Origin of the sequence: Polaribacter sp. (assembly GCF_024639685.1) — a bacterium.
Taxonomy (GTDB): domain Bacteria; phylum Bacteroidota; class Bacteroidia; order Flavobacteriales; family Flavobacteriaceae; genus Polaribacter.
The window spans coordinates 120,075-134,694 of record NZ_JAHEHX010000020.1 but is presented as its reverse complement, the minus strand read 5'-3'; the positions used below and the strand labels follow the sequence as shown (position 1 = coordinate 134,694).

General features: G+C 30.7%; 15 protein-coding genes. 5 read left to right on the top strand and 10 right to left on the bottom strand.

Annotated features, from left to right (window positions below):
- From Q0L44_RS09450 to Q0L44_RS09435, 4 genes are all read right to left on the bottom strand, one after another.
- On the bottom strand, positions 1–2,704 hold a 2,704-nt coding region (locus Q0L44_RS09450; protein ID WP_296637850.1), incomplete at its 3' end, for a BspA family leucine-rich repeat surface protein.
- Positions 2,705–2,956: 252 nt separating this feature from the next.
- Positions 2,957–3,793, bottom strand: a complete 837-nt coding sequence (locus Q0L44_RS09445; protein ID WP_296637849.1) for a hypothetical protein — start codon at positions 3,791–3,793, stop codon at positions 2,957–2,959.
- A 297-nt stretch (positions 3,794–4,090) separates the two neighbouring features.
- Positions 4,091–4,696, bottom strand: a complete 606-nt coding sequence (locus Q0L44_RS09440; RefSeq protein ID WP_296637847.1) for an FAD-dependent oxidoreductase — start codon at positions 4,694–4,696, stop codon at positions 4,091–4,093.
- Position 4,697: 1 nt separating this feature from the next.
- Entirely contained in the window at positions 4,698–5,282 is a 585-nt protein-coding gene (locus Q0L44_RS09435; protein ID WP_296637845.1) for a MarC family protein, read from the bottom strand.
- Positions 5,283–5,371: 89 nt separating this feature from the next.
- On the opposite strand from Q0L44_RS09435, the gene Q0L44_RS09430 reads away from it, so the two are divergent.
- The 3 genes from Q0L44_RS09430 (at position 5,372) to Q0L44_RS09420 (ending at position 7,426) form a co-directional block, all read left to right on the top strand.
- Positions 5,372–5,944: a DUF3109 family protein gene (locus Q0L44_RS09430; protein WP_296637842.1), complete on the top strand. Its 573-nt coding sequence runs from the start codon at positions 5,372–5,374 to the stop codon at positions 5,942–5,944.
- Positions 5,945–6,019: 75 nt separating this feature from the next.
- The gene (locus tag Q0L44_RS09425) at positions 6,020–6,763 is read left to right on the top strand and encodes an energy transducer TonB (RefSeq protein WP_296637840.1); all 744 of its coding nucleotides are present in this window, start codon (positions 6,020–6,022) and stop codon (positions 6,761–6,763) included.
- A 90-nt stretch (positions 6,764–6,853) separates the two neighbouring features.
- Positions 6,854–7,426, top strand: a complete 573-nt coding sequence (locus Q0L44_RS09420) for an acyltransferase (protein ID WP_296637838.1) — start codon at positions 6,854–6,856, stop codon at positions 7,424–7,426.
- Between the two features lie 42 nt (positions 7,427–7,468).
- Here the strand turns inward: Q0L44_RS09420 and Q0L44_RS09415 are convergent, their stop codons facing one another.
- The 6 genes from Q0L44_RS09415 to Q0L44_RS09390 all read right to left on the bottom strand — a co-directional run bounded on the left by Q0L44_RS09415 (position 7,469) and on the right by Q0L44_RS09390 (position 12,762).
- The gene (locus tag Q0L44_RS09415) at positions 7,469–8,509 is read right to left on the bottom strand and encodes an aldo/keto reductase (RefSeq protein ID WP_296637836.1); all 1,041 of its coding nucleotides are present in this window, start codon (positions 8,507–8,509) and stop codon (positions 7,469–7,471) included.
- A 21-nt stretch (positions 8,510–8,530) separates the two neighbouring features.
- Entirely contained in the window at positions 8,531–9,958 is a 1,428-nt protein-coding gene (gene pyk / locus Q0L44_RS09410; RefSeq protein ID WP_296637835.1) for a pyruvate kinase, read from the bottom strand.
- Positions 9,959–9,961: 3 nt separating this feature from the next.
- Positions 9,962–10,429, bottom strand: coding sequence for an IPExxxVDY family protein (locus tag Q0L44_RS09405; RefSeq protein WP_296637834.1), 468 nt, complete (start codon positions 10,427–10,429; stop codon positions 9,962–9,964).
- Between the two features lie 93 nt (positions 10,430–10,522).
- Complete coding sequence (gene rnc / locus Q0L44_RS09400) at positions 10,523–11,260, bottom strand: ribonuclease III (protein ID WP_296637833.1); 738 nt, start codon at positions 11,258–11,260, stop codon at positions 10,523–10,525.
- 4 nt (positions 11,261–11,264) lie between these two features.
- Complete coding sequence (gene fabF / locus Q0L44_RS09395; protein WP_296637832.1) at positions 11,265–12,518, bottom strand: beta-ketoacyl-ACP synthase II; 1,254 nt, start codon at positions 12,516–12,518, stop codon at positions 11,265–11,267.
- 7 nt (positions 12,519–12,525) lie between these two features.
- Positions 12,526–12,762, bottom strand: coding sequence for an acyl carrier protein (locus Q0L44_RS09390; RefSeq protein WP_004569249.1), 237 nt, complete (start codon positions 12,760–12,762; stop codon positions 12,526–12,528).
- Between the two features lie 172 nt (positions 12,763–12,934).
- On the opposite strand from Q0L44_RS09390, the gene Q0L44_RS09385 reads away from it, so the two are divergent.
- Together Q0L44_RS09385 and Q0L44_RS09380 are read left to right on the top strand one after the other, a co-directional pair.
- Positions 12,935–13,507: a phosphoribosylglycinamide formyltransferase gene (locus Q0L44_RS09385; RefSeq protein ID WP_296637824.1), complete on the top strand. Its 573-nt coding sequence runs from the start codon at positions 12,935–12,937 to the stop codon at positions 13,505–13,507.
- A complete protein-coding gene (locus Q0L44_RS09380) occupies positions 13,500–14,135 on the top strand; it encodes a ribonuclease H family protein (RefSeq protein ID WP_296637823.1) in 636 nt (211 codons plus the stop codon). Before Q0L44_RS09385 ends, Q0L44_RS09380 begins: the two co-directional genes overlap by 8 nt.
- Positions 14,136–14,620: the final 485 nt, after the last annotated feature.

The window sequence follows — 14,620 nt, the reverse complement described above, 5'->3', positions numbered from 1 at the left end:
CACCATCATAATTATCAATTGCGGTAGCTCCTGGATCGGTATAGATTGAGCCTACTTCGATGGTAACAGTTGCGTCGCCAGTGATTGTGATTACTGGTAGTGTTGTATCCACTACATTTACAGTTCTAATAACTTGAACGGCATCATTATTGTTAGCATCACTAACATCATAAGTAACTGTATAGGTTCCAACAATTGAAGTATCTACAGTATTTACAGTCACAATACTAGAGGTTATATCACCATCATAATTATCAATTGCGGTAGCTCCTGGATCGGTATAGATTGAGCCTACTTCGATGGTAACAGTTGCGTCGCCAGTGATTGTGATTACTGGTAGTGTTGTATCCACTACATTTACTGGACAAGTTCCCCAAACTGGTTTATTACTTTCAGTTAATGGAGAATTTGTACTAAAATTAGATGGTTCTGAAACAATATTTGTGACACACCATCCTGATATATCTTGGTTAAATGATGAACCATTAAATAAACCATCCATCCCAATTACTTCTGACACATCCCAATTACTTATGTCTTGATTAAAAGCGGGTGTATCATAAAACATGCCGCCTATATCAACACTCCCAAATATCCAAGTATCAACGTTACCGTTAAAAGCATGTGCTCCGTCAAATAATCCATAAACATCTGTAGCATTAGATATATCCCAGTTATTTAAATTTTGGTTAAATGATCTAGCATGCATGAATATTCTATGCATATTTGAAACATTTGACACATTCCAATTATTAAGGGATTTATTAAATATTGTAGCACCTTGAAACATTCTAGACATAGTTGTAACACTTGAAACATTCCAAGAAGAAATGTCAGAATTAAAATTAACTGCACCATGAAACATACTACTCATGTCTTGAGCAGTACTAACATTCCAAGAAGAAATATCACCCGCAAAAGCAGGATTATCATAGAACATACCTCCGAAATTCGAACAATTAGACACATTCCAAGATGAAATATTTCCATTAAATACCGATGACTGTGCAAATGTGCCTGAAAAAGTAGTTACATTGGATACATCCCAGCTGTTTAAGTCTTGGTTAAAACTAATTGCTAGACGAAATAATTCTGACATATTGGTAGCGGATGATACAACCCAAGAACCAATATCCTGATTAAAAGAACTTGCTGAAGAAAACATTCCATAAAAATCATTGACAGATGATGTATTCCAATTTGAAATATCTTTATTAAAAGAATTTGCACCCTTAAATGTTTGGCGCATTGAGTTGACATTACGAACATCCCAAGAACTAATATCTACATTGAAATTATCTCTGTCTTGAAAAGCGTTACTCATATCGGTTATTTGACTTACATCCCAATTGGGCATTACTCCATATTCACTATCACTACACATTCCATCTATTGGATTTGTACTTAAACAAGTGTTTATAGCTTCTTTAAAATTTGTATCAGTAATAGGTGTAAAACAGGATTCATATCCTTCGTCAGATATTATCCAACCAAAATTATCAATAATTAACTGTCTAGCTACAGTACTAGTACAATAGTTGGTGTTAGGAATATCAAAAACCACACCAGACTGCAACGTTAATTGAGACCAGCCTTGTAATAGATTATCATAATTAGATGATGAATAATTAGTACCATAAAACATAAAATACATGTTAATTACTAAGCTCACATTCCAACTACCAATGGGCTGATTAAAAGATTCTGCCTGGTAGAACATATAACCCATATTAGTTACATTACTAACATCCCAATTATCAATGAATTGATTAAAAGATGTAGCTCCATAAAACATGTAACTCATATCAGTTACATTACTAACATCCCAATTACCAATAGGCTGATTAAAAGACGTCGCTCCATAAAACATAAAATACATGTTAATTACTAAGCTCACATTCCAACTACCAATGGGCTGATTAAAAGATTCTGCCTGGTAGAACATATAACCCATATTAGTTACATTACTAACATCCCAATTATCAATGAATTGATTAAAAGATGTAGCTCCATAAAACATGTAACTCATATCAGTTACATTACCAACATTCCAACTTCCAATATTTTGATTAAAAATCGAACGGTTAAACATCCCAAACATGTTTGACACATTACTAACATTCCAAGCATTAAGAGGCTGATCAAAAGCTGAAGTACCTGCAAACATAAGATTCATATTAGTAACATTGCTAACATTCCAAGAGTTAATATTTTGATTAAAGTTTATTGCATTGTAAAACATTTTAGTCATATCAATTACAGCACTCACATCCCATAAATTTAAATCTTGATTAAAATTTATAGCATTTTTAAACATATCTGCCATACTGGTTGTTTTACTTACATCCCATGAACCAATTTCACTATTAAAATTACTTCTGCTATCAAAAAGATTACTCATATCAGTAATTAGAGTTGTAACAATATTATCAAAAGGAACAGGGCTTGTCTCTCCTTCAGGTGTAAAAAAATCAATTGCCGCTTGTACTCCTCTAGAATAATCTGTTATGTAATCTTTTGTAGAATCGTCAACGACACAAAAAAACTCTACAGAACCTCTTAAATTTGCTTGAATAAAGCGATTATTAGAAATTGTAGTACCAGTATATTTAATAGTTTTACCATTAGTATCTAAAACAACTGTTTGAGATTTTATGGAATGAAATGAAAACAAAACAAAAGTAAAAAGTAATAATCTATTCATAATTGAAAAATTTTTAGATTTTGAAATATACATTTTTTAATTAGATTTTGATCCAAGTTTATCAGTTACACACCTAAAGCCAATAAAACTAGTGGACATATATTCTGGAAGATATCTTCTTTGAGCAGGATCTAACCAATAAACCCTGTCTTTCCAGGAGCCTCCTTTATAAACTCTAGTTTTATCACCTATTAAAGTAGTCCTTTTCTTATCGTCAATTATTAAAATTTCTTTTCCAGTTTTAGGTTTTTTTTATATTGAAGGAGGTTTTGGTGAATTATACATTGGTTTTGAATTAAACTCACTTAAAGTCTCTTCGAATAAACGCGAAGATCCCATATCTCCGACATTAATACTTGTATTATTATATATAGCATAATTTGACCTATAGAAAGCATCATTTTTTGTAACTGGAATGTGTTTAATTAAACCTGGTAAATCTCTTGGCCTTATTCTTCCATTTGGCAAAGTGTCGTAAATAATAGTTTCATTTTCATCAATCGATGTATAAACAAGATTACCAAGACAGTCTATCTTTTTTTTAGTGAAGATATTTCCTCTGAAATAACTAAAATCACTAGCTTCTTTTTTGTATAATTTTGATCTATCGAGTTCAATAAAATAATAGGAGTTACTTTTTAAATCAATTTTTGAAGTATAGAGCTCATTTAATTCAGGAACATCAATGTTAATTAAACTTTCACCATTTGATGTGGATATTCTAAAGTAGGCATATTCAAAATTTTCTACTTTTCCTTTAATTAGTAATGTGCTATTAATATTACTATATACTTTCTCTACTTTCACTTTATAAGATTTGCTGTCAAATAAATCTAGAATTATAAAGTCACCTTTTTTAATTTTTTTAGGGTTTCGTAAAACAGGATTGATTTGAATAACTCTCGCTCGTTTACTATCTCTTAAAGTTTTATTATTTTCAATTTTTAATTTACTGATTTCAACAAAAGCTTTATTTTCGTTTAAGTTGAAAATTGTTTGTGTTGTGGTTGAACTTGATATTAAGTTTAATGATAGAAATATAAATAAAAAGATGAAATCCTTTAATGACTTCAACAGGGGATTAATCATAGCTAAATTTTTGAAATTAAAGTATTTAATTAGTTAAATTATTCATTTCTGTCAAAAATAATTAAAATTGTTAATAACTTGTGTCATTAATCAAAAAAACATTGGGTTTTCAAATTAAATTTTACTGAAGAAGATCTATTTTAGGAGTTATATTTAAAAAAAATCGATAAATATTTAACATCTTAAATTTTGAAACCGAATAACTTCTTGTTTAGTTATTAAAAAAAAGGAAGTATCAAGATATTTTTTTACATTATAAGAAAGAAAATATAAATATAAAGGGATTGATGAAATTCTTTATACTTTATCATGAACTTGTGCATGCATTCCTTGGTTCCAGAGTGTTAAAATATCTGTTGCTACAGCAGCTCCACTTCCAGCAGCAATTGCAAATTGACTTCTGTGACCTGCAATAGTACCACAACAATAGAGCCCTTCTTTTATAAAATGATCGTTGTTTCTAAGTTGTATGCGATCTTTATTAGGGTTTGCTTTTTGATGAGGAATTAAGTAATCTTCGAGCCCTTTTATTGTAAAGGGCTTTGCATAATTTAAAGCTAATACTACAAATTTTGCAAGGTATTCTGATTTGTTTGTTTTTACTAAATAACCATTATTTGACTCACTAATTGCAATTACTTTTTCTTTTGGTATTTGCTGTATGTGAACATAAGATGTATTTAGGTGCTCTATACTTTCTGATAGAATGCTTTTACCTAAAGTGCCAGAAGGTATTCCTAATACATTATTAAATAAAGCGTTTTCTAAATGCGAAGATCGCTGATGAGTGATAACTCCAATTTTTTTGTCTTTTACAAATGCTTTTTTTTGAGCCGATCCCAATAACAACGCAGTCTGCATTCCAGCAACTCCACCACCTATAATTAAACAATCAAATTTCATTTTAAATAAATAAAGCTTTTATATTTTGTGCAAATAATTTAACAGAAATAGCTAAAAGAACTACCCCAAATACTTTTCTAATAATTTGTATTCCAGAAGGTCCTATTAAACGTTCTATTTTCGATGAGGTTTTTAACACAATATAAATAACAACAACATTAAAGAATACGGCAACTATAATATTTTGTATTTCAAATTCTGCACGTAAAGAAAGTAATGTTGTTAAGCTACCAGGTCCAGCAATTAATGGAAAGGCCAATGGGAAAATAGTAGCTGTTATAATTCCAGAATCACCATCATCTTTGTATAACGTAATCCCTAAAATCATTTCTAGTGCAATAAAGAATAAAATAAACGAACCTGCTACTGCAAAAGAGTTTACATCTATACCAATTAAACTTAATAAACTTTGACCTAAAAACAGAAAAATAACCATTATACATCCTGCAATAATAGAGGCTTTTTCTGATTGAATGTGTCCAGATTTTTTCCGTAAATCGATGATAATTGGAATGTTTCCAATGATATCGATTACCGCAAAGAGAACCATAAAGGCTGTAAAGATTTCTTTAATATTAAAATTCATCATAAATCATTTAGATTTTGTGCAAAATTAGACAACTAACTTTACCAATTTATAAAAAAACAGAAAAAAATATACTTATTTTTGTCATTATGTTTCAATTAGGAAAAACAATTGTATCTGAAGATATTATAGAAAAGGAATTTGTCTGTAATATTTCTGCGTGTAAAGGGGCTTGTTGTATTGATGGTGAAGCTGGAGCACCATTAGAAAAAGAAGAAACTAAAATTTTAGAAAAAATTTACCCTAAGGTAAAACCATTTCTTCGAAAAGAAGGAATAGAGGTAATCGAAAAAGAAGGAACTTGGGTTACCAGTGATTGGAGAGAGCTAGAAACACCTTTAATTAATGGAGCAGATTGTGCTTATGTTATTTTTGACGAAAAAAACACTGCGCTTTGTGCAATCGAAGAAGCTTATAACCAAGGAGAAATTAGCTGGAAAAAGCCTATTTCTTGTCATTTATACCCAGTTAGAGTTAAAGATTACAGCGAGTTTTCCGCTGTTAATTACCATAAATGGGAGATCTGCGATGATGCTTGCTCTTTAGGAAAAGAATTACAAGTTCCTGTTTACAAGTTTGTGAAACAAGCTTTAATTAGAAAGTTTGGGCAAGATTGGTATGATGAATTAGAAAAAGTAGCCGAAAATTACAATTACAAATAACATGCTATTTATAGGATGTTTTTTTTTGGCATAAAGTTTGGTTTAAGATAGACTTAATATTTAAACTTTCTAATTATGAAAAACGTGAAAAAACTACCAACCAAACAATTAGAAAAGTTCTCAACCATTTTTACTCAGTTAGGACTTGTATTAGTACTGTTTGTGGTCTACATTATTCTAGAGCACGAAACAAAACAACAATCACTGGCCATTTATGAACCTGAAGTCTCCAAGAGTATTTATATAGAACCCAATACAGAGGTTATATTTACCAAAGAGAAACCAGTAAAGCCAGAGACTGATCCTGTAAAGCAAAATCAATTAATCTTAGATGAAGACATTGAAAAAGTAGATGATGATAAAGTAGAAACAGTAATTATAACTGAACCAAAACAACAAGTAGATTTTGATATTAATAAAATTGAAATTGTTCCTGAGCCAGTTGATGAAGATTATGATGACACAGTTCCTTTTATATCAATAGAAAATGCTCCCATTTTTAAAGGCTGTGAAGGCTTATCTAAAGAAAATAATAAAAAGTGTTTTGATCAAAAAATGATAAAATTTGTACAACGTAATTTTAATATGCAATTAGCCAATGAAATAGGTTTAAGATCTGGTAAATATCGAATTCAAACTCAGTTTATTATAGATAATACAGGTCAAGTTGTAGACATTAAAATTAGAGCACCACATATTAGATTAAAGCAAGAAACTGAAGAATTAATTCAGAAATTACCCCGGTTTACTCCTGGACAACAAGGTTCTAAATTTGTAAATGTTAGATATACACTTCCTATTTCCTTTTTAGTAGATTAAAATAGTGTTGCTATTTTAAAAAATAAACCCAACTAAGTAGTTGGGTTTTTATATTTAGTACATTTACATATATTTAGAAAATTTATTATTATGGATTACTTTGCACACCAAACTGCAGTTATAGACGACAACTGTATCATAGGAAAGGGAACAAAAGTATGGCACTTTAGCCATATAATGTCTGGTTGTGAAATTGGAGAAAATTGTAACTTAGGTCAAAATATTGTAGTATCTCCAAATGTAATTTTAGGCAGTAATGTAAAAGTTCAAAATAATGTTTCTATTTACACAGGTGTTGTCTGTGAAGACGATGTGTTTTTGGGCCCTTCTATGGTTTTTACTAATATAATAAATCCAAGAAGTACTATTAATAGAAAAAATAAGTATCTAAAGACTACTGTGAAAAAAGGGGCAAGCATAGGGGCTAATGCTACCATTATATGCGGAAATACTATTGGAGAGTATGCTTTTGTTGGAGCAGGAGCAGTAGTTACTAAAGAGGTGTTACCTTTTGCCTTAGTCGTAGGAAACCCTTCTAAACAGATTGGATGGGTTAGTGAGTATGGCCACACATTACAATTTAATGAAGAAGGATTGGCAATATGTAAAGAGAGTAAAGTTGAATATCAACTTAAGAATAATAAGGTCACAAAAAAAGCTTAGTAAATATTTACTAAGCTTTTTAAATTTTTATTTAAAAATGAATTATGGAGCTGGATTTGGTATTGCTGCATGTACAGCGTTAATCTCTTGTATTGTCTCATCAGAAAGAGAAACATGAATCGAATTTATATTCTCTTTTAACTGATCTAACTTTGTTGCTCCAATGATATTACTAGTAACAAAAGGTAATTGATTTACAAACGCTAAAGATAATTCTGTTAAGGTTAGATTATTCCTTTTAGCTATTTCTGAATATTTTTTTACAGCCCTTTCACTTGCTTCATTTTTATATCTAGCAATAAATCTTGGGAATAAGGTCCCTCTAGCTCCTTCTGGAAGTTTTCCATTTAAATATTTACCAGATAAAACCCCTTGTGCTAAAGGAGAGTACGCTAATAAACCAATGTTTTCTCTTAAAGAAACTTCACTCATGCCTACTTCATATCCTCTATGAATCAAAGAATATGAATTTTGTACTGTTACTGGTCTTGGTAAGTTATTTTTCTCAGCGGCGTCCAAATATTTCATTGTTCCCCAAGGTGTTTCGTTAGATAAGCCAATATGTTTAATCTTTCCTTGTTTTACAAAACTTTGAAGCGCCTCTAAAATCTCTTGGAAATTTTCAGCTTCATTTTTTGCAGCTTCTATTGGAAAATCTCTAACACCAAAGCAATTTACACCTCTATTTGGCCAATGCAGTTGGTACAAATCCATATAATCGGTTTGTAAACGTTGTAAACTTTTATCTACAGAATCTATAACATTTGCTTTGCTTAAACCTCCGTTTCTAATATGCGCTGTATAATCACCTCCGCCTGCAATTTTACTTGCTAACACTATTTTTTCTCTATTTCCTGTTTTTTTAAACCAAGTTCCAATAATTCTTTCGGTATCTCCGTAAGTTTTTTCATTGGCAGGAACAGGATATAATTCTGCAACATCAAAAAAGTTAACACCATTTTCTAAGGCAAAATCCATTTGAGAATGTCCTTCTGCTTCAGTATTTTGATTACCCCAAGTCATGGTACCTAAACATATTTTAGATACTTTTACATTGGTATTTGGCAATGTTGTGTATTTCATAGTTTTTAAGAAACTTTTAGTTTAGTCTACTTCAGAGACTCTTAACGTATTAACCATACCTTTTGCTTCAGCAGGCATTGATGCTAAATTAATAATAAGGTCTCCAGATTTTACAAAACCTTTTTCTTTTGCAATTTTATTTACATCTTCTACGGTATCGTCTGTAGAAAAGTTTTTGTCATAATAATAGGCTCTCACCCCCCAAAGTAAGTTTAATTTACCTAAAATTCTTTTATCTGTAGAAAAAGTTAAAACGTGAGTTCTTGGTCTCCATGCAGAAATTTGAAAAGCAGTGTATCCACTATTGGTTAGTGTACAAATTGCAGCGGCGTCTGTATCATTTGCCATTAATGCGGCATGATAACAAATAGATTTTGTTACAAATCTATTGGTTCTTATATGAGGTGCTTCATGAGGTACTTTAATCATTCTTGAGTTTTCTACACTCTTGATAATTTCAGACATTTTTTGAATTACACGAATAGGGTGTTTCCCAACTGATGTTTCTCCAGAAAGCATTACTGCATCTGCTCCATCCATAATAGAGTTGGCAACATCGTTAACTTCAGCTCTTGTTGGTACAGAATTTTCTATCATTGTCTCCATCATCTGAGTAGCAATAATTACTGGAATTCTTGCACGTTTTGCGCGCCTTACCAGTTTTTTCTGAATTAATGGTACTTCCTGCATCGGAATTTCTACTCCTAAGTCTCCACGAGCTACCATTAAACCATCACAATAAGGAATAAGAGCATCAAGATTTTTTACAGCCTCGGGTTTTTCTATTTTTGCAATTACTGGAATTCTATATTCTGAGTGTTGTGCAATTAAATCGCGTAACATTCTTAAATCTTCTGGTGTTCTTACAAATGATAAAGCTATCCAATCTACTTCCTGCTCAATAGCAAAAACAGCATCTTCCATATCTTTCTCTGTAAGTGCTGGTAAAGAAATGGCTGTGTTTGGTAAGTTTACTCCTTTTTTAGACTTTAACGGTCCGCCTACAATAACTTTAACAATAACCTCATTTTCTTTATTGGTAGAAACAACCTCGAACAATAACTTACCATCATCTACTAAGATTTGCTCTCCAACTTTTACATCTTTAGGAAAACGTTGGTACGTCATAAATGCTTTTTCTTTGTTACCTATACATTTCTCTGTAGTAAAAGTAAACGTATCTCCGTCTTGTAATTCTACGCCCTCTTCCATAACTCCAACTCTAAGTTTAGGACCTTGTAAATCTCCTAGAATTGCAATATTATATCCATTTTCTTCATTAATTTCTCTAATTATTTTTACTTTTCTTTTAACGTCTTCGTAATCTGCATGAGAAAAATTAATCCTAAAAACATTTACTCCGTTTTTAGCTAAATCTGTTAGTATTTCTTTAGTATCTGTTGCAGGTCCTAAAGTAGCTACTATTTTTGTTTTATTGTTATTTGGCATATTTTAAAATGTTAAAAAATCTTTCGATTTTAGTGAGTTTTTATCTATGGAATATGATGTTATAATAGTATTAATTTCTTTTATTTTAGCTATTATTTCGTCTGTAAAATTATCATTAAAAGTTCCTGAAATTTTTATAAAGAAATCTACTTTTTTCTTTTCTGAAATTAAATATGTTTTTAATTCAGAGGTTAATAAAAGTTCATTAGATTTTGTTTGTGTTTCTATTTTTGCACTATTAGCAATTAAAAACCATTCATAATCGTATTCTTTATCTAAATAGTCAAATATTGAAAAAGATGCTTTGTTTGAAATTTCTTCGAACTTTAAATCATCTTTACATTTACATAATTTAATCCCTAATTTTTTATTAAGTAAGTAAGCTAATTTATAATCTTCTAATGTAGTGTGTATTCCAATTAATGAATAATCTTCGTCAAAAACATCAAGACTTAATGAATGAATTTGCATGAATAAAAATTAGGATTAATTCCACTTAATAGAGTGCTAATTTAGTGATTGTTTATGAGTTTTTTTTGGATTTTCACGAAAACGTTATCGTATCTAAATTGCAGAAATTTCGTTCTGAAAAGCGAAGTAAACTCTTTTTGCAGCTTGTTCTTCTGCCTTTTTTTTTGAGGTTGCTCTACCTTTTGCAATTTGCTCCCCATCAATACTTACTTTAACACTAAAGTGTTTTATAGTTTCATTACCAGAATCTTCATAAGTCTCAAACTTATACTTTTTCTTTTGTTTTTGACACCACTCAATTATTAATCCTTTATAACTTGTAATTTTGCCTTCTAGCTTTTCGATATCTATGTAAGGCAGAATAACATTTTCATAAATAAATTTTTGAGCAAAATTATACCCTTTGTCAAGGTAAATAGCACCTACAAGTGCTTCAAAAATATTTCCATGAATATTATCTCCAACAGTATTTTTATCGATATTACTTTTAACAAAACGGATTAATTCTAAATCCTTACCCAATTCGTTCAGGTGTTCTCTGCTTACAATTTTAGATCTCATTTGTGTTAAGTACCCTTCAGATCCTGAAGGAACTTTTTTATATAAATAAGAGGCTATAACTGAACCTAATATAGAGTCTCCTAAAAACTCCAATCGCTCGTAGTTTAAAGGATTTCCCTGGCTGTCTGTCATATGAACAGACCTATGTGTAAATGCTTTTTTGTATTTACTAATTTGTTTTGGAGAAAAATTAAGTAAGTTTTTTAATTCGAAGTAAAACGTTTTATCCTCTATAGATTTAGGTTTTACTATTTTTCGAATAAAGTTCATGAGTTTATTCCTTTAATTTCTTAAAGGCAACGCACGCATTATGACCTCCAAACCCGAAAGTATTACTCATTGCTATATTTACCTCTCTTTTTTGGGGCTTATTTAGCGTAAGATTTAATTCTGGATTAATATTTTCATCAGGGGTAACATGGTTAATAGTAGGAGGTACAATACTATTCTGCATTGCGAGTATAGAGGCAATTGCTTCTATTGCTCCAGCAGCTCCTAATAAATGCCCTGTCATTGACTTTGTAGAATTGATATTTATATTTTTAGCATGGTCTCCAAATACTTCAGATATTGCTTTTAATTCAGCAACATCTCCTAATGGAGTAGAAGTACCATGAGTATTAATATGGTCTACATCTTCTGGCTTAATTCCAGAATTTTCTAAACAGTTTTTCATTACTGCAATTACTCCTATTCCTTCAGGATGTGGAGTTGTCATATGGTAAGCATCCGAAGACATACCTCCACCAATAACTTCTGCATAAATTTTAGCACCTCTAGCTTTTGCATGTTCGTATTCTTCTAGAACAATAGCACCAGCTCCTTCACCTAAAACAAAACCATCTCTCTCAGCATCAAAAGGTCTTGATGCCGTTTCAGGACTTTCGTTTCTTGTAGATAAAGCATGCATGGCATTAAAACCACCCATACCTGCGATAGTAACTCCAGCTTCTGAACCACCCGTTACAATAACGTCACAATAACCAAGTCTAATGTAATTTAAAGCATCTATCATTGCGTTTGCAGAAGATGCACATGCAGAAACTGTTGTGTAGTTTGGACCCATAAATCCATTTTTCATAGATATGTTTCCAGGGGCAATGTCTGCTATCATTTTTGGAATAAAGAAAGGGTTAAACCTAGGAGTACCATCTCCTTTAGCAAATTCTAGAACTTCGTTTTGAAACGTCTCTAAACCACCAATTCCTGCTCCCCAAATTACTCCAACGCGTAATTTATTAATCTTTTCTAGATCTAATTTAGAATCTGCAATAGCTTCATCTGAAGCTACCATTGCATACTGCGTAAACCGATCCATTTTACGTGCTTCTTTTCTATCTAAATAGTCAGTTGCTGTAAAATTTTTTAATTCACATGCAAAACGAGTTTTGAACTTGGCAGCATCATAATACGTTACAGGTGCTGCTCCACTAACTCCGTTAATTAAAGCATTCCAATATTCTTCTATATTATTACCAATTGGTGTTAAAGCACCAAGTCCAGTAACTACTACTCGTTTTAATTGCATATAAATATTACTTTTTTGCTTCTTCTATATAGCTAACTGCTTGACCTACAGTACCGATATTTTCTGCTTGATCGTCTGGAATTTGAATATCGAATTCTTTTTCGAATTCCATAATTAACTCAACAGTATCTAAAGAATCTGCTCCTAAATCGTTTGTGAAGCTAGCTTCTGTTGTTACTTCATTATCGTCTACTCCTAATTTATCAACGATAATAGCTTTTACTCTTGATGCAATGTCTGACATAATTTTTTGTTTTTTTAAAATTTAAATCTGTGCAAAAATACAAATCTTATTAATTCTAACTAACTTTTGCCTTAAAAATGATTGCTAAAAATAAATAAATTTGTTCAATCACATTTAATAAATTCTTGATTTGTTAATAATTATTCTTTTTTTTGTAGTTAAATTCATAATTATGAAACGTATTGTTGTTTTTGCTTCTGGTTCAGGTTCTAACGCAGAAAACATTATAAAATATTTTAATGAATCTAGGACAGCTAAGGTTGTACATGTATTATGTAATAGAAAAAATGCCAAAGTTTTTGAGAGGTGTAAGCGGTTAAACATCCCTTGTTTATATTTTACTAAAGATGATTTTTTTGAGACAAATAAAATTTTAAATTTTATTAAAGAAACTGCTGATCTAATTGTGCTTGCTGGATTTTTGTGGAAAGTGCCTTTAGAAATGACACAAGCTTTCCCTAAGAAGATCTTAAATATACACCCTGCATTATTACCTAATTACGGTGGTAAAGGCATGTATGGTATGCATGTACATAGGGCAGTATTTGAAAATAAAGAAAAAGAAACAGGTATTACCATCCATTTTGTTAATGAACATTATGATGAAGGCGCTATCGTTTATCAAGCAAAAACAGAATTAGAAGAAAGCGATACGCCTGAGACAATTGCTCAGAAAATTAACTTATTAGAACAAAGGTATTTTCCAAGAATAATTGAAGAAGTAATTATTACTGTTAATGAGTAAGAAAAAATTTTATGTAGTTTGGAAAGGAAGAAAACCTGGTATATATACCTCATGGGATGTTTGCAAAAGGCAAATTGACGGCTTTGAAAAAGCCGAGTACAAATCTTTTTTGACTCTAACACAGGCTGAATTGGCTTTTAAAAACAACTACGAAGATTATAGGGGTAAAAAGAAATTGCTAAAAAACATACTTGCAGAAGACTTAAATAAATATGGGACTCCAAATTTAGAAAGTATTTCAGTTGATGCAGCCTGCGCAGGTAATCCAGGAAAAATGGAATACAGAGGAGTGTTAACACATAATAAAAGAGAGCTTTTTAAAATGGGGCCATTTCCGAGAGGAACAAATAATATAGGAGAGTTTCTTGCCCTTGTTCATGGTCTTGCTTTATTAAAAAGTAAAGAAAAAGAGGATATTCCTATTTATTCTGATTCAAAAATAGCGATGAGTTGGGTTCGTCAAAAAAAATGTAAAACAAATTTGCATTTTGACAATTCCACCAAAGAATTGCTTACACTTATAAAAAGGGCTGAAGATTGGTTACAAAAAAATACCATAAAAAATCCAATATTAAAATGGCAAACTAAATCTTGGGGTGAAATTCCAGCTGACTTTGGAAGAAAATAGTTTATTTTGCTTGTCTGATCCTGTCTTTTTTGTAAAAAACCTCTTTTTTCATTCACTCACTTATTTATGTTGTTCATGGTGGTTTAAATGCTGTTTATTTAGTATTTATTTTCTAAAAACAAAGTAATGCTTTATTTTGTATAGTGACTACTGAGTCTAGTTTTAAGGGGTTAGAGCTAGATTCTTGATACAGTGTAGTTACTATAGCACCCGATTTTAAAGCATAATTTAATTATAAATATAACTTAAATATTTATCCTCTAAATCTACAATATATGCTTTTTAAGAGAGGTGCTTCTTTTTTTTAGCATTCTCCTTTTTTTGATTTTTAAAATTTCTTTCAAGAATAGTTGCTTTTAAACTTTGGTATTTAATATTTAAAAAAGTTGTAATTACGCTTGTAATCATTATTCTTAAAACTTTAAATCCTATCTTTCAATTCACTTTAATTACTTTCCAATAATTAGTATCTTATTCAAAATGTT

What these genes read in the sequence shown, in the direction of transcription:
- Q0L44_RS09445 (WP_296637849.1), bottom strand. Translation starts at nt 3,793, where the DNA reads ATGATTAATCCCCTGTTGAAGTCATTAAAGGATTTCATCTTTTTATTT.
- Q0L44_RS09440 (WP_296637847.1), bottom strand. Translation starts at nt 4,696, where the DNA reads ATGAAATTTGATTGTTTAATTATAGGTGGTGGAGTTGCTGGAATGCAG.
- Q0L44_RS09435 (WP_296637845.1), bottom strand. Translation starts at nt 5,282, where the DNA reads ATGAATTTTAATATTAAAGAAATCTTTACAGCCTTTATGGTTCTCTTT.
- Q0L44_RS09430 (WP_296637842.1), top strand. Translation starts at nt 5,372, where the DNA reads ATGTTTCAATTAGGAAAAACAATTGTATCTGAAGATATTATAGAAAAG.
- Q0L44_RS09425 (WP_296637840.1), top strand. Translation starts at nt 6,020, where the DNA reads ATGAAAAACGTGAAAAAACTACCAACCAAACAATTAGAAAAGTTCTCA.
- Q0L44_RS09420 (WP_296637838.1), top strand. Translation starts at nt 6,854, where the DNA reads ATGGATTACTTTGCACACCAAACTGCAGTTATAGACGACAACTGTATC.
- Q0L44_RS09415 (WP_296637836.1), bottom strand. Translation starts at nt 8,509, where the DNA reads ATGAAATACACAACATTGCCAAATACCAATGTAAAAGTATCTAAAATA.
- pyk (WP_296637835.1), bottom strand. Translation starts at nt 9,958, where the DNA reads ATGCCAAATAACAATAAAACAAAAATAGTAGCTACTTTAGGACCTGCA.
- Q0L44_RS09405 (WP_296637834.1), bottom strand. Translation starts at nt 10,429, where the DNA reads ATGCAAATTCATTCATTAAGTCTTGATGTTTTTGACGAAGATTATTCA.
- rnc (WP_296637833.1), bottom strand. Translation starts at nt 11,260, where the DNA reads ATGAACTTTATTCGAAAAATAGTAAAACCTAAATCTATAGAGGATAAA.
- fabF (WP_296637832.1), bottom strand. Translation starts at nt 12,518, where the DNA reads ATGCAATTAAAACGAGTAGTAGTTACTGGACTTGGTGCTTTAACACCA.
- Q0L44_RS09390 (WP_004569249.1), bottom strand. Translation starts at nt 12,762, where the DNA reads ATGTCAGACATTGCATCAAGAGTAAAAGCTATTATCGTTGATAAATTA.
- Q0L44_RS09385 (WP_296637824.1), top strand. Translation starts at nt 12,935, where the DNA reads ATGAAACGTATTGTTGTTTTTGCTTCTGGTTCAGGTTCTAACGCAGAA.
- Q0L44_RS09380 (WP_296637823.1), top strand. Translation starts at nt 13,500, where the DNA reads ATGAGTAAGAAAAAATTTTATGTAGTTTGGAAAGGAAGAAAACCTGGT.